14 protein-coding genes are annotated in these 15136 nt (G+C 42.8%); 8 read left to right on the forward strand and 6 right to left on the reverse strand.

Annotated features, from left to right (window positions below; translation table 11 throughout):
* Nucleotides 1-85: 85 nt before the first annotated feature.
* Nucleotides 86-2779 (reverse strand): FkbM family methyltransferase, encoded by a 2694-nt coding sequence (locus tag WN50_RS31540; protein ID WP_046276943.1) that lies wholly within the window; start codon nucleotides 2777-2779, stop codon nucleotides 86-88.
* 209 nt (nucleotides 2780-2988) lie between these two features.
* On the opposite strand from WN50_RS31540, the gene WN50_RS24585 reads away from it, so the two are divergent.
* Entirely contained in the window at nucleotides 2989-3369 is a 381-nt protein-coding gene (locus tag WN50_RS24585) for a four helix bundle protein (protein WP_046276944.1), read from the forward strand.
* A 90-nt stretch (nucleotides 3370-3459) separates the two neighbouring features.
* On the opposite strand, the gene WN50_RS24590 is transcribed toward WN50_RS24585, so the two are convergent.
* From WN50_RS24590 to WN50_RS33545, 3 genes are read right to left on the reverse strand one after another with little or no spacing between them, the layout of a single operon-like run.
* Nucleotides 3460-5583, reverse strand: a complete 2124-nt coding sequence (locus WN50_RS24590) for a hypothetical protein (protein ID WP_046276945.1) — start codon at nucleotides 5581-5583, stop codon at nucleotides 3460-3462.
* A 13-nt stretch (nucleotides 5584-5596) separates the two neighbouring features.
* Nucleotides 5597-6424, reverse strand: coding sequence for a PIG-L deacetylase family protein (locus WN50_RS24595; protein WP_049561086.1), 828 nt, complete (start codon nucleotides 6422-6424; stop codon nucleotides 5597-5599).
* A 14-nt stretch (nucleotides 6425-6438) separates the two neighbouring features.
* Nucleotides 6439-8544: a glycosyltransferase gene (locus WN50_RS33545; RefSeq protein WP_160315440.1), complete on the reverse strand. Its 2106-nt coding sequence runs from the start codon at nucleotides 8542-8544 to the stop codon at nucleotides 6439-6441.
* Nucleotides 8545-8803: 259 nt separating this feature from the next.
* Here WN50_RS33545 and WN50_RS24605 point away from each other — a divergent pair, with 259 nt between their 5' ends.
* On the forward strand, nucleotides 8804-9061 hold the full coding sequence (locus WN50_RS24605) for a hypothetical protein (RefSeq protein ID WP_046276947.1): 258 nt from the start codon (nucleotides 8804-8806) through the stop codon (nucleotides 9059-9061).
* Between the two features lie 102 nt (nucleotides 9062-9163).
* Nucleotides 9164-9433 (forward strand): hypothetical protein, encoded by a 270-nt coding sequence (locus tag WN50_RS24610; RefSeq protein WP_046276948.1) that lies wholly within the window; start codon nucleotides 9164-9166, stop codon nucleotides 9431-9433.
* A gap of 284 nt (nucleotides 9434-9717) precedes the next feature.
* On the opposite strand, the gene WN50_RS34865 is transcribed toward WN50_RS24610, so the two are convergent.
* The gene (locus tag WN50_RS34865) at nucleotides 9718-9858 is read right to left on the reverse strand and encodes a hypothetical protein (protein ID WP_160315441.1); all 141 of its coding nucleotides are present in this window, start codon (nucleotides 9856-9858) and stop codon (nucleotides 9718-9720) included.
* Between the two features lie 257 nt (nucleotides 9859-10115).
* On the opposite strand from WN50_RS34865, the gene WN50_RS24615 reads away from it, so the two are divergent.
* The 3 genes from WN50_RS24615 (at nucleotide 10116) to WN50_RS24625 (ending at nucleotide 12066) form a co-directional block, all read left to right on the forward strand.
* Nucleotides 10116-10406 (forward strand): calcium-binding protein, encoded by a 291-nt coding sequence (locus tag WN50_RS24615; RefSeq protein ID WP_049561089.1) that lies wholly within the window; start codon nucleotides 10116-10118, stop codon nucleotides 10404-10406.
* 263 nt (nucleotides 10407-10669) lie between these two features.
* Complete coding sequence (locus WN50_RS24620) at nucleotides 10670-11413, forward strand: peptidylprolyl isomerase (RefSeq protein WP_046276949.1); 744 nt, start codon at nucleotides 10670-10672, stop codon at nucleotides 11411-11413.
* A gap of 314 nt (nucleotides 11414-11727) precedes the next feature.
* Entirely contained in the window at nucleotides 11728-12066 is a 339-nt protein-coding gene (locus tag WN50_RS24625) for a hypothetical protein (protein WP_072075638.1), read from the forward strand.
* Between the two features lie 197 nt (nucleotides 12067-12263).
* Here WN50_RS24625 and WN50_RS24630 read toward each other — a convergent pair whose 3' ends face one another.
* Entirely contained in the window at nucleotides 12264-13004 is a 741-nt protein-coding gene (locus WN50_RS24630) for an LEVG family PEP-CTERM protein (RefSeq protein ID WP_049561093.1), read from the reverse strand.
* Nucleotides 13005-13203: 199 nt separating this feature from the next.
* On the opposite strand from WN50_RS24630, the gene WN50_RS24635 reads away from it, so the two are divergent.
* Together WN50_RS24635 and radC are read left to right on the forward strand one after the other, a co-directional pair.
* Nucleotides 13204-14046 (forward strand): MOSC domain-containing protein, encoded by an 843-nt coding sequence (locus WN50_RS24635; protein WP_046276951.1) that lies wholly within the window; start codon nucleotides 13204-13206, stop codon nucleotides 14044-14046.
* 125 nt (nucleotides 14047-14171) lie between these two features.
* Nucleotides 14172-14903 carry a RadC family protein gene (radC, locus tag WN50_RS24640; protein ID WP_046276952.1) on the forward strand — a complete coding sequence of 244 codons (732 nt, stop codon included), beginning with the start codon at nucleotides 14172-14174 and terminating at the stop codon, nucleotides 14901-14903.
* Nucleotides 14904-15136: the final 233 nt, after the last annotated feature.

Raw genomic sequence — 15136 nt, forward strand, 5'->3', positions numbered from 1 at the left:
GGTTTAACTCAATCTCGAAGTGGTCGTCAAAATCGTAGCCTCAACCCGCCCCTACAAGACGCTGATTGATTAGTGGGATCTGATATTAAGGATAGGCGAAGAAAAAAGTCTCTTCGGTTGGGTTCAAGGTAATCGAACGCAACTTTGAGGCAATTTCCAGACGTAGCGGCGCCGCTTCATCTTGAGTCAGCCAGGTAAACAGCAGATTAATCGCTTCGGTGGAAGAATCAATTTTAAGCGCCTCTTGAATCAAACGAAACGCCCCCGAGAGATTACCCGCTTTAATCGGAACAATGGCGCTATCAAGACAATATTTAAAGAAATGACGCCGCGCCTTAGCGGTAATTTCAGCACAACGTTCAGCAGGCAGATAACTCTCGGAAATCTCAATTCCCATGCGAATCGACTCCGCTTGCGCTCCCGCTTTGGCCAGTTCGCTGGTCATATTATTAGAATGCTGACGATAACAGGCTAAAATTCCCGGTTCGTACCACCAATCATAAAACGAAGCAATCCGCTTGTAAAGTTCCCAGTCGGGAGTAAACGTATTATTAGGATCATACGTTCCCAAACGTTCATGGGTAGAGCGACGAATCACCACCGCACAGGGATTTAAAACGTTAGAAACCCCAATTCGTCCCAACCAATCTTGAATAATTCCGCTTTGATCTCCATAGCCGTGAGTTTGGGTAAAAATCACCTTACCGTCATCATTAATATTCTGATATCCGGTAAAAGCCGCCCCCACCGACTCGGGACAGTTTGCTAAACTCTGCTGAAAGCGTTGATAAAACTCAGGGAAAACATATTCATCCTCTGGGATAACATGAATCCATTCCCCACGACTCAAACCAATAGCCAGATTAAAATTGCGGCGAGCGCCAATATTTTCTGGATTCAGATGATAACGCACAATACCGCCACCGATCGCATTCACCAAATCAAATAGCGGGGGAGTGCTGTTATTATCCATCACCAGAATTTCCATCTCCTCTTCCCCAGGCCATTGCGCCAGAATACTCGCCAAACATTCCAACAGATAGTTTTTGCGATTATACAGAGGAACAATCACCGTCCAAAACGGTCGTTTTTCTTCCGGTTTAGAAACAGTTGGCGTACCGGGAAAGGTATAATTTCCAACGGTGACTTCCCCTAAACTCAGTTGGGGTGTGGTATAATCTTTAGGATTGGTTGAAGTTGGAGTATAAGCCTCAACCGCCAGGGCATAGCGAGGATTCACCCGTTTTAATCCCTCTCGATAGGCAGATGCAGCTTCTTCTAATTTCAGTTGAGTTTGATAAATTTTACCCAGAAGAAGATAGGCTTGCCCAAAGTTGGGATTGAGATCGATCGCATTGAGACAAGAAACAATTGCCGCTTCTAACTCGCCCAGAGATTCTTGGATCACGCCTAACTGATAATGAGCATCCGGCAAATCGGGCTGTATAGCAATGGCTTGGCGGTAATAGCCAAGCGCCGTCGTCAAATCTCCTTGTTGTTGACGGGTGACTCCCAAATGATAGTTCTTCGTGGCACTGTCGGACTGTTTTTCGGGAGAGAGTTTTCCTTGAGCATAGAGAGCATTTTCCAGATTGACCTCCGCTTCAACGCAGTTGGGTTGAAGTGCCAATACTTGTTGATAATAAGCGATGGCTTCTTCCCATTTCCCTTGCTGTTGTAGAGTGTAGCCCAAATTATTCAGGACGGCGACGGAGTTCGGTTGCAGCGCTAACACCTTCTGATAACAGTCTACCGCTTCGGATAAGCGACCTTGAACTTGCAAGACATTTCCTAAACTGAACCAGCCCTGAGCGCTCGGTTTAACCTGCAACGCCACTTTTAAGAACTTCTCGGCAGTTTGATACTGACCTTTGTGTTGCGCTACTGTCGCCAATCCTTGCAAAGCCTCGGGTTGATTCGGTTCTTGCTGTAAAATTTTACCGTAAACTTGTTCGGCTTGGGTGAAACGATTGGCTCGCAAATATTGAGTTGCCTGTTGGAGTGCGGCAGATAGTGCGGAAACCGGAGTTTTTTCAGAAGTAGATAAAAGCGGTTGTTTGGGAACGGCGATCGCGTGTCCGACATTCCACTGAATATTTTTATAAGCCGCTTCTAGGGGAATTATATCATATCCAGCCGAAGTAATAAATGCTTCTATCTCCTGATTTTTAGCGCGAAATGCGGCTTGATTGCCATCATCAACTTCATAAATCAAGAGGGGCTGAAATTGTTTTAAGGTTTGAACCATGCCCTGCAAAACGGCAATTTCTGCCCCTTCCACATCAATTTTAACCAGCGATGGCGGCTTGATCTGTCCCTGAGCAATTAAATCATCAATAGAAACCAATTCTACATCCATTTTCCCCCGCAAATCCGGCGGTGTGCCAGCAGTGGAGAGGGTTGCACCGCCCGAATGATGGGCGAGTAACAGTTCGGCGGTGCCCGGGTTGGCAGAAACAGCCTTTTCAAACACCGTGACGTGAGAAAATTGATTAATCTCGGCATTTTGTCGAATTCTGTCGGCATTTTCCGGGACGGGTTCAAAGGCATAAACCTGTCCAGACTCTCCGACTAACCGAGCCGCAATCACGGTAAAAAAGCCAATATTTGCGCCAATATCGTAGAATACACTGTTAGGTTTGAGGTACTTTGCCAAAGCGGTTTGAATCGGCAATTCATAAGCCCCGGTTGCATAATCGCGATTTGAGTCATCGGGATTGAACTTTAGTCCAGTACCCACCCCTTGATTGAGAATAACTTGTTGAGATGTTACATTCATTGTTTTAAACCTAATAGAATTATAGGAGTCAGGAGACAGGAGTCAGGAGACAGGAGATATAAGTTAGGAGTCAGGAGACAGGAGTCAGGAGACAGGAGTCAGGAGATAGGAGATAGGAGTCAGGAGACAGGAGACAGGAGACAGGAGATATAAGTTAGGAGTCAGGAGATAGAAGTTAGGAGTCAGGAGACACCGAGACAGGAGTCAGAATGAGGAGAGAATCTGCTAAAAGTTTTCAGGATCTGATTGTTTGGCAAAAAGCACATCAACTCGTTTTAGAGGTCTACCGCTTTAGTAGCAACTTTCCCAAAACTGAAACCTACGGATTAACTTCTCAGTTAAGACGAGCATCCGTATCAGTGCCAGCAAATATAGCAGAGGGCTTTCGGAAAAAAGGTTTAGCAGATAAAATCCGGTTTTTGAATATTGCACAAGGTTCCCTTGAAGAGTCGCGATATTACTTAATTCTGGCAAATGACCTTGAATATGGGGAGACTTCAAAACTGCTACTACATTTAGAAGAAGTAAGTAAATTACTAAATTCTTATGTTGCTGCAATTGAACAACGCAGACAATCTCCTGAGTTCTGACTTCTATGCTTTTTCCCCCTCCTGTCTCCTGTCTCGGTGTCTCCAGTCTCGGTGTCTCCTCATTCTGACTCCTAACTCCTGTCTCCTTCTTTAAACCTTTGCGATAAAGTGTTTAAACAGACTTCCGGTGTCGTTACCCCATTCCCAGTTCGCTACAATTCCCACCCGGTTAATGGATAAAGGAACGGCTTTGGGATAAACATCGGTGAGGGCGCGATACAACACGGGTTCATCGTTAATTAAAGCGGTGTAATTCATGCCATCAAAAATCATCCGCAGTTGATGGGAAACACCCCAAGAAATACGCCCTCCTACGTTTGTCCAGACGGCATCGTACAATTCCTCAAACCCGTTGAGATAGAAAAACGAGGAAATAGACGCTCCCCCATAACAGTCATCTAACCAATTATTGAGGATGATGTAATTCTCGGCATCTTGCCAAAAAATGAAGCCACCGCGACCTTTTTCTGCTTGTCCTCGACCCGTTCCCGGAGGGGTAATTTCAACGGTTAAATCAGCAAATTGGGGATGATTCCACTCCACAGTATAGGCGGTGCGACCGGGGTTAGGGTGTTGAGCATCGGCTTGAACTTTGGCGCCGTTTCCGGTTAATTTAATCACGCCTGTACCCATTTGTTTCTGCCAAATTAACCCTTCCGTTGAGGTGGGTTTTCCCGCCAATTCGCCAATATCTCCGGTAAAATCATCGCTAATGACGACCTGTTGACCCTTGAGTTGCCAAGGCGAACCCAGATCCAAACTAGAAGGTATTGCTATACTGCGAGGATGGGCTTCTAACGCCCGAAAATATAAACTCGGGTTAGCTTGAGTCGAACCAATACCTACTCCGGTAGCCGTTTGCAGACGAGGGTCAATAAACCATTTGCCAAAGACAAGCTGACCGTTAAGAGAAAGGCTGAAGGTTTCCCCATCATCTAAAATTTGCAGGGAGTTGACGCTGTTGGGTTTGAGAAACCACAACTGACTCACCGCGAGAATTTCCCGTTTGCCATTTTCGATAATTTGGAGTTTACACCGTTCCCCATCTGCCGAGAAACTCGAGTAATTATTTTCATCTTGAAACCGCCAAATGAGCTGTATTTCAGTCTGTTGAGTTGAAGTGTCAACCAGTACATGAACCAAGCCAGAAGGGGTGTCAGCGTGCAGTATTGCGAGGCTGTCGGGTGCGGTTGCAGTCACTCCGAGGGCGGTTCGTTTGTAGTTTCCGCCAAAAATCGTCCAGTTGCTTCCGGTACGCGGGGCTGTTTTTTCAAACTCACCCTCACCGGTTAAATCATCGGCAATATGAGCAGTACCATACCACGTTGCCAGGTCTGAAAGTTGGGCAACTTCGGCGCCATAAACTCGCGTATCGACTCGGAACCCATTTTGTCCCAAAATACTTTGATAGAAACCCGCATAAACGGTAGGATGTTGTTCAAACGGATCAATTCCCAGGGGGCGCATATTCGGATAAGCAGCCAAACCCGTCGCATTGGAAACAGAAGCGGCATAGTAGGCGGCGCCGTTGTCTCGCAAAATGACAACATAATAAACTTGCAGGTTTTGTAAGCCTCGAAAGGTTGATAAAAGGTTATCTTGGGTTCGCAGCCACAATTCCCCATTATGTGAACCCGTTGCATGAACAATAAAGCTATTTCCCTGTTTTGTGGGGTCTGTTGGCACCTCTTCGGGAAACCAACCGACGGCTAAATTTTCATTGAAGGATGTTAACCGAAAGCCCTTCCAATGTCTGGAAATGCGGATGGTTGTCCGAACCCACCACAGCAGCCTTTGTACCAATCCAATTTTAGGGCCATTCCAAATCCACCGCCACAGTCGTTGAGTCGGTTTGTCGGTTTCGGTTCCAATTAGCCAACGATGCAGTCGCTCTTTCAACGGTTCAATTCGTTCGACTTGGGACGTATTATGGCCGTTGAGTAGAAATACAGCAAACGCTAACCCATTGCGGCGGGTGTAGGGGCCATAAGCAATTCCCTGTCTTCCCCAACCCGGTTTGACTAAAGGTTGCAGACGCAGGGCATTGTTGTCAATTGCCATCCGCTTTTCTACATCCGCCCCTTGGCGAACAGTACCACTTAAACTGCGGGTTCCGATGACTTTACCCGCCAATTTTTCATCGGAAAATTTATCTGTTAAAAGGGATTTGCGTTCGGGGGGTAAACTGGTGTTTTTGATTCGATCAATTAACATTTTTTTGATTGAGTTACTTTTTATTTAGATGAGATGAACGAAACAGTTCGTAGTTTTGAAAAAAGCAGTCTAAAAAATCTCCCTGAGAAACATCTCGTAAGGTGAGCCATTGAGGATCAAGAATGAGTTGCGTGACTTGAGATTTATGTTCTTCCAGGGCGGATCGTTTTTGGTCTAAAACTTCCCCAATATAAACCGAGGATTTAAACTCTTTGAGAAAACGCCAGCTATATTTGATATTTTGACTCAGCGTTAACAAAAACTTTTTGAAATCTCCCTCAAAGGGAGTCCAGGGCCAGTGATTAAAAAACCAAATCGGATATTCATAAACCGTGCTATTAAATCCACAGCGTCGCAGGGCTAATAAAACAATGTAAGCTGTGGCATTGTGATCGGATATTCCATCCTGATGATAGGGAACAAAGATTTCTTCCGGCAGATATTTGAGCAAAATTTTAGCAACTTTTTGAATAGCTGCTTCTTGATGGTTTGCTAAGGTTCCATCTGGGACTTCAAGGAATAGAATATCTGTCTGACTCAAGCCGAGTTTTTGAGCGGCTGCTAAGGCTTCCTGCGCTCGAATTGATTTTAATTCATCTTCGGAAATCAGGTGAGCATGAGATTTACCGCCATCGGTCATAAAAACAACTTTGACCTCTGCGCCTGCCTGTTTTTTGCGAATAATTGTTCCGCCACAGCCCAAGGTTTCATCATCTTGATGGGGTGCAAAAACAATGGCGGATTTTTGGAAATCGGGCGGGGAATATTCAACCCGAGTTTGATAAATTAGCCGTTGATAAAGTTGGCGAATTGGAGATTTTGAAGAACTGGTTTTCATCATTTTATGGGGATAAATTAAGCCGCTTGGGGATTTGCTGGAGATAATGTTGTGAGATTTAACTGGGGTTCAACTTGACCGCAGAGTTGATAATATTGTTGTTGTAAATCCTCAGCAATTTTCTCAAAGGAGAACTGTTCAACAGCACGTTTATGACCTGATGAACCCATCGACTTCCTCAGCGTTTCATCTGTTAAAAGTTTGAGGATAGCCTCGGCTAAAGCATCAGCATTACTGCGTTCAACAACTAACCCACTTTTTCCATTTTCAACCAGTTCCGGTAAACCGCCGCCATCACTAACAATTACCGGAACACCCGCCACCATTGCTTCTGCGACAGGCATTCCAAAGGCTTCTTGACAGACTGAGGGAAAGATAAATAGATCGGCATTTTGATAATAAGGCGGTAACTTTGTCGGCGCCAAACAACCCGTTAATGTTACCGTATCTTCTCGAATTTGATTCAATTTTGCAAAGGCGTTTCTCAAGCCAACTTTCCAGTTCTCTCCCTGATGAAATACAGCCAAATCTTTAATTTTGGCGTCTTCACTCAAAGCCACTAAATATTCATAGGGAATCACTCCCATTGGCCCGACTAAGGTCAGTTGAGTTTCCGGCTCTTTTTCTAGGACTTTGTGAAAGGCTTCTAACAGAATATGGGAACCTTTTTCTGGGCAAATTCGACCCACATAGAGGAGTTGTTTTGCTTGAGATTTTGCATCAGATTTTGGGTTTATATAGCCCAGAGATGAATCAACAAATTTCTCTAAGTCAACTCCATTGGCAAGGGTTTGAATGCGCTCTGAAAACTGCGGAAAACGTTGGCGAGCGGCTTCTGTAATATAGTCGCTGGGAGTAATCACTAAATCAACTTGACGCAATCGCTGTTCAGTGGTTTTATAGTCGAGTTGATGCAACCATTCACAGTGCATATGGAGAACAATTTTAATTTGGGGATTTAAAGCCCGAATAATTGGTACAAATTGAGAGCAGTTGTGAATGTGAACAATATCAAATTGTTGTTTTCTTAAATTTTGGGCAATTCGTAACCCATATCCCAGATAATAAAAGCGGTGATTAAATAGGGGTGATTTGGGATTTTTAAAGGGGAGTTTTTCAAAATACTTGAGGAAGGATTGATCTTGACTAATGGGAATATATTGATAATCGACCCCTTCTATATTCATTTGGCGAGATTGTTGGCCGGCTGCATAAACAGTGATATTAAACTGGTGCGCTAAAATTTTCACCAATTCGTAGGTTAAAATGCCAATGGAATCAGCCGGATTCGGAAAAGAGGTCATCACAAAGGGCTGACAAACAAATGCTACTTTTAATCGGTTAGAAGCCGGAATTTTAGGGGACTGGTTTTGTAAGCAGTTGAGTGTATTTAACGCTTGAACAATTAAGCTGTTGTCAGCATTCTTATCCTTAGAATTAAGCTCTAATGCGGTTTGATAACTGGTTATTGCTTCTTCGATTTTTCCGCTTGCTTTTAGGGCTGCACCTAAGTTATAATGGGCTAAGGCGAGATTCGGTTGGAGAGCAATAGCTTGGCGATAATAAACAATGGCAGTTTTTAAATCTCCAGCTTTTTTGCGAGCGACACCGAGATCATGATTGATGGCAGCGTAGTGAATTTGTTGTTCGGGAGAAAGCTTCCCTTGAGTGTGAAGTGCGTTGGCTAAATTAACATTAATTTCAATGTTGTTGGGTTGAAGAGAACAGGCTTTTTGATAGTAGGCGATCGCTTGATTCCACTCATCTTTGAGTTGTAAGGTGTAACCTATATTATTATAGGCGGCAACTGAATTGGGATTGAGAGCAACCACGCGCTGGTAGGCTTCTAACGCTTCTGCTAACCGACCCTGAACTTGGTGTAAATTGCCTAAATTTAACCATCCTTGAGCCAAGTTCGGTTGAACTTGCAAAGCTGCGCTGAGGAACTTCTCCGCCACCTGATATTGACCTTGCAGTTGAGCCAGTACCCCTAACCCACACAAGGCATTGGGTTGACGGGGTTGACTTTGTAAAATCTGACGGTAAACTTGTTCGGCTTTTGTTAAATCATGCGCTTGTTGATATTGAGCGGCTAGCCGCAGGGCTTCTGTCACTGTTGTCATGCCCATATTCCCTCTTGAAGTCGTTTTCCATTGAACCTCAAATTTCCTGTCGAATGTTGCCAATTTGGCCTTGAGATTCTCAAAGAAACCGGGTTTCTGGGGTGTGCTTGACAGAAGACGCATTCGCTTGGGAGAAACTTCCGTTACAAGATATAAAAATGCCAAAATGGCAACACGATCATTGAAAAACTAGCTACATTGATTACAAAAAGGAAAGCAAATCTTTCTCACCATACTGACTCCATAGGAGTAAAAAACCATGAACATCTCAGACTTAAATCACTTAGAAGTTGTATCGGAAGCAGCCAGTATAGAAGGTGGTTACTATTACGGCTACCAACAATCAGCAACTGCTTATGCCAACGCCTATGCAAATAGCATTGCTTTCGGCTCCAATCCCAATGCGAGTACTTACACTAGCACCAATGCATTTGCTGAAAATAATTCCGTTGCTGGTTCCAGTTCTTCCTCTAACTCTAATGCTTCCACTTCCTCAGGCTACTACTACTACTACTAAATAATTCATTGGCTTCAAAGCAAAGTATAACTTCAATCACTGAAAGCAAAATTAAACGTTTTGTGGTGCTTTCAGTGATTCTGTTTTTCTCAAAAGGAACACATGAGCCAACTTCAAATTACTGATCTGAACTTTTGCGAAAGCGATATCTACAACTCTCCAGAAATTAATGGAGGAAGTGTCTCCGTCGCTGTTGCTACTGGTGTTAGTGTAGCTGTAAAAACTGGCGTAGGAGTCTATGTTAACGGTAATCAATATAACTACTGGGGTGGTTATACGATTGCTGGTGCTACAGGTTTATCATACGCTTATGCGATTTCAGGAGGTGGATACACCTCTGCTGAAGCATACGTTGATACTAGCGCATTTTAAAAATCTACTGGAACTGCATGACATTTTATACTCCATTTTTGGAGATTAGTTATTATCAACGAACTCCTAAATTTTCCTCGTGCATCAGATTTACAAAATTCCCTTTTTGAAGAGAGTCATGATCTAACTGATTCTGACTTTTTCTTCGTTAAAGAGGACACAGACCAAGAGGATAAAAATGCCAATGACAGTTCCAGTAGTTCTGCTAGTTCGGGTTCTTTTGTAGATGAAACAGGCGCTGGAAGTTATGGCGAAGCAACCGCTACCAATGGAAATAATACCAGTCATAGTGAAACAGAAGAATTTATTGCGGGAGCAACATCAAGTAGCGGAACTGCTACAGCAACCGCTTCAGAAGATGATGTTTCAACAACGGTAACAGTTAATGTTGAGGATGAAGAAACTTCAACTGATAATAGTTCCACGGCAATAGAAGAACCTTTTGTAGAATCGGATTCTGATGTAATTGTTGAAACTCCAGTTAATCATTCACCCGATACAAATACAGTCGAAAATCATTCTGAAAGTTAGAGTAATTCATCAAGAGTAAAATCCAGCCTTAGCTATCTTATTTGGAACCGTCAATAGTAGCGGTGAAACCACACTGACTTTCAATGATTTTCTCTCTGTTGCTGAGGAATCACTTGTTCTCAAAACTCATATTAATTCTGAACTTTCTATCGTGGGAAGCCCCGATGATGATCAGATTTTCGGAACGGCTGAAGATGATCAAATCTTTGGTTTAGAGGGGAATGATAGTCGATCTGGCGAAAGTGGTGATGATTTTGTTCAGGGAAATGTAGGAAATGATACCCTCGAGGGTGGAGAGGGAAATGATACAATTCCAGGAGGTGAGGGTGATAACTCACTGACTGGGGGAACGGAAGATGATCTGCTTTTCGGAAACGTCGGGAATGATACCCAGATTGGACGAGAAGGAGCGAATACATTGGTTGAAGATAGAGGATGTTGAGACTGTTGATGTGATTGTTGACTTTGAGGCGATCGCCGATAACAAAATTCTCCTTCTCTCAGCTATCTCTATAGCCGATATTACTTTAAGTCCTGTTGATTCTAACTGAATTTCAACCCGAATGAAGCGATTTTAGGTAGAGTTCTAGGAACGGTCTATCCGGTCGAGCAAAAAACTTTAACCCTTGCAGACTTTACTGTTACATAAAGCGATATTATTTGAGGATGAAAACTACTCAGCCTGAACCGAGAGAGAGAACGACTATGGTTAATCAGTCGGGAAGAAGTGTCAGCAATGATGAAATTATTTGTTTTCTGAAAGAACAAATAAAATACAAGGATATGTGTCAGAAGATTTTATCGCAAAGAGCCATTCATCGAGCGGTTCAGGAACGAGGAATTACGGTAACTCCTGATGAAATTCAGGCAGAAGCTGATCGTCAACGTCTAGCTAGACGGTTAGAAAAAGCCTCTGATACGTTAGCTTGGCTGACAGATGAAATGATTACTCCCGATGACTGGGAAGTGGGAATTAAAGAAAATATTTTGGCGAAAAAATTAGCCGATGATTTGTTTGCTCCCGAAGTCGAAAAATATTTTGCTCAAAATAAGTTAGACTATGAACAAGTTCTGCTTTATCAAATTATTGTTCCCTACGAACGACTAGCACGGGAAATTTTCTATCAAATAGAAGAAGAAGAAATCAGCTTTTATCACGCCGCTCATCTATATGATATTGAAAAAAAACGCAGAGAATTATGTGGTTATGAAGGAAAACTCAACCGTCGTCATTTGAAAGCGGATGTAGCTGCTCTGGTTTTTGCTGCTAGTCCTGGAGAAATTATTGGCCCTCACAAAACCGATGAGGGTTATCATTTGTTTAAAGTTGAAGAGTTTATCTCGGCTGAGTTAACGGAGGAACGTTCTCAAAAAATTATCCAAAAATTGTTTAGAGAATGGCTGGTGAGTGAAGTGAATTATCTGTTACACAATGCTCCCTGTTTATAACCCAAAGTCCGCCAATGTAAATTTTTGTTACTGTCGCTTTTAGAAATTAGACCCTTTTCGCGGGGGTTGCGGTCGCTTTCGTTGTCGGAAGAATAAAGGAAAAAAGCCTAAATTCAACCCTTGTGACGCCATAGAGAGTCTCCAAGTTCAGCAAATTTCCCAAAGAATCGCTGAACATCTGCGTCACCCTCTACCCCAAGGGGACTATGAGGTGTCTTAAGATTTAATTTATAATTCCTTATTAAGAACATAGGGACTGGAAAGAAAGCCTTCAGTCCTCTTTTTGATACGCTTTAACAAAGGATATTTTTGAGATGTTGTTTAAGTGTCAACTTTGGCCTGGAAGTATTTGTAAGTGTGATTTACACATCCATCCTAAATCTGATGGTAGCCAGATTGTCATGGTCACAGAGTTACCCTGGAATGAAGGGATAAGTATTAGTAGTGCTTTTGAGATTTTATTTGATCAAATCTGTGAAAGCTACTATCTTAACCCGCAGAAAGTCACCTATCTCGAACATCGCAGAGAACGAGAAAATAAAGGGGAACAGTGGTCACTCGTGCATTTTGACATTATTAATGATCAAGCCTGTAATCCTCGCTGGCAGGATGTGACTGAGAGCTTTGTCCGAGCCATCGTTACTTACAAATAGCACAACAAAAATGCGCCTCTCATCATCCCTAAGATAGATTCAAGGTTCAATCTCTGCTCGGATGAAGATACTCAAAAAAGATGGATGAGTGAATAGGCTAATCTCCCATCCATCTTGAGTATTATTATCCGTAACAATCTATTCACACCACAGAAAATTAATCCTCTACTCACTCACCCGACATCAATTAAGCAAGTTCAAATTCGACGAGACTGACGCAGTTTTGAGCCGACTAAAGCCAAACCTACAGCCACTAAACCGCCCATTGTGGTCGGTTCAGGAACAGTCGTAGCCGCTAACCGAAAACGGACACCATCTCCAGGCTTCTTAACTAACAGTCCCTCGGGGTCAAATAACCCCAGTTTCAACGTTAGAGAACTAACATCATTAAAGGTTTGAGAAAAAGTGTTACCATTTGAGCCAGAAAGTACCCAATCCGGTGAAGCCAAAGAATTACCATTAATAGCGACAACACCCGTCGTATTTTGTGACTCCGTATCAAAATACTCAATGGTTAATTCTTCTAAGATCGTCGCAAATTCAAAGGTGTAAGTCCCAACTTCAAGTTGACCGTCTTCGGGATAAGAATCTGTTGCTTGATCATAAGCGACTGGACGAAACCAAACATCCGTCGGCTTGGTACCCGCATCTGTCTGAGAAAAGCTAATTTGATCACCATACTGATTCTCTGTTGTCAAGTCATCAATAAACAGACGACTTGTTGAACCTGTGGTGTCATCTGTCAGAGACAGAATACTCTCCACAAAAGACAGAGAATCGGGTGTGATACACTGAGCGGAATCTAGACAACCTAAACCCACATTAATTTCCCCTTCAGAGTCGGGAACGAGGCTAACCGCATAGCCACTAGAAGCAATAGCACTAACTGCAACTGTGGTTGTAGTCGCCAGCAAAGTACGGAAAAATGGAGATTTCATGATGCTACAGACCCCAATAAACATCTGAGAAGCTGAATCGCTCCTATCGTCTACTAATATAACCAATCCGGTTTGATATCACCTCCTGTATACTGGAGTTGCCTGACAGAACGCTATTTCAGTGGGTAGGATGGGTTGAGTTGAAAGATCAACTCACTCTTCAGTCCTTTTTATCGGTTTAGCGGAGAGATTTTCGCAGATGAACGTTACTGGTATTTTTATTCATCCGATTAAGTCTTGTCAAAGAATTGAACTTGAACAAGCAGAAGTCACACCGAAAGGGTTTCTTTGGGATCGAGAATTGATGATTGTTGATCAACATCATCAATTTATGACGCAACGAGACTATCCTCAGATGGCAAAAATTCGGGTTCAACTCTCAGAGGGAATGATTTCTTTTTCGGTTCAAGATGAAACAATAGAACCCTTTACCTTTGAACCAAATTTAACCGGAAATCTTCTGAACGTTCAGATTTGGCGAGATCATACAATAGCCATTGATCAAGGCGATGCGGTGGCAAATTGGCTGCAAAATGCCTTAAAATTATCCTCTGAACAAACTTGTCGGCTCGTGCGACAATCTCCTCAAAATATTCGCTTAGTTAATCCCAATTATGCACAACGACCCAAAGATCAGGTTAGCTTTGCCGATGGTTATCCTTTTTTACTGACCAATACGGCTTCTTTAGCTGAACTGAATCGCCGAATAAAAGCGAATCATACAGTTGAATTTTTGCCAATTTCGATGATTCGATTTCGTCCAAATATTGTGATTGAATCTGAGTTTCCTTTTATTGAAGATCACTGGAAATTGATTAAAATTGGAGCGGTTTATTTTGATGTCGTTAAACCTTGCGATCGCTGTATTGTTACCACAACAGACCAATTGACCGGAAAACGGGACGAGTTCAAAGAACCTTTGAAGACCTTATCTACCTTTCGACGACAAACCGGAGGTGTGATGTTTGGTCAGAATATTATCCCTATAAATACGGGTGTTATTCACAATGGCGATCAAGTTCAATGTTTAGAACATCGGTAATTTTACGGATATTTATGAACAGCTTTTTTTGATCAAATCAGAAAATATTGATATGGAAAATATTCATTGATTTTCAAAAAACTCGGGTTATATTGAATTTAATCCTTGTTGTGAGAGCATCGAGTATGACCTATAGCCTGAGAATTGCTGATTTACCCTCAGATGAACGACCCCGAGAACGAATGATGGCACATGGCCCACAAGCCCTTTCAAGTGCAGAATTAATCGCTATTTTATTGAATACGGGACAGGGAAAGGGAAAATTATCAGCAGTGGGTTTAGGGCAATATTTACTCAATCAACTCAGTCAAAATCAGCATGATCCCCTATCAATTTTGCGACATATTAAAGTACAAGAACTCACGCAAATTCATGGCATAGGGCCAGCAAAAGCCACCACAATTATCGCCGCAGTTGAACTTGGAAAACGAGTCTTTCAACTCCGTCCATCTGAACTCGCAATTATCGAAACGCCCCAAGCCGCAGCCGACGCTTTAAGCCAAGATTTAATGTGGCAAACTCAAGAACGATTTGCGGTATTATTATTAGATGTGAAAAATCGTTTACTCGGAACAAAAGTTATTACAATTGGTACTGCCACCGAAACCTTAGCCCATCCTCGGGAAATTTTTCGAGAAGTGATTAGACAAGGGGCGACACGGATGATTATTTCTCATAACCATCCTTCGGGAAATGTTGAACCCAGCCCTGAAGATATTACCCTAACTCGTCAACTTTTACAGGGCGCCCAAGTGTTATCGATTCCCATTTTAGATCATTTGATTTTAGGTCAGGGAGAATTTCAGAGTTTACGTCAAATCACAACATTGTGGGATGAATACCCTCAAGGCGATTGAATTGTTATCAATATTGTAGGGGCGGGTTCCGCCTCAATGTATATCTTCTCAGCAACTACCTCGATAAACCCGCCCTTAACCGTCACTGTGAGTGAGGGGGCGGGTTTATATCAGTTGTTTGTGGGGAAAACATATATCTATTAGGAACCCGCCCCTACAAAACTATTCCCTACTGTCTCAGAGGGGGCGGGTTTATATCAGTTGTTTGTGGGGAAAACATATATCTATTAGGA

Source organism: Limnoraphis robusta CS-951 (assembly GCF_000972705.2).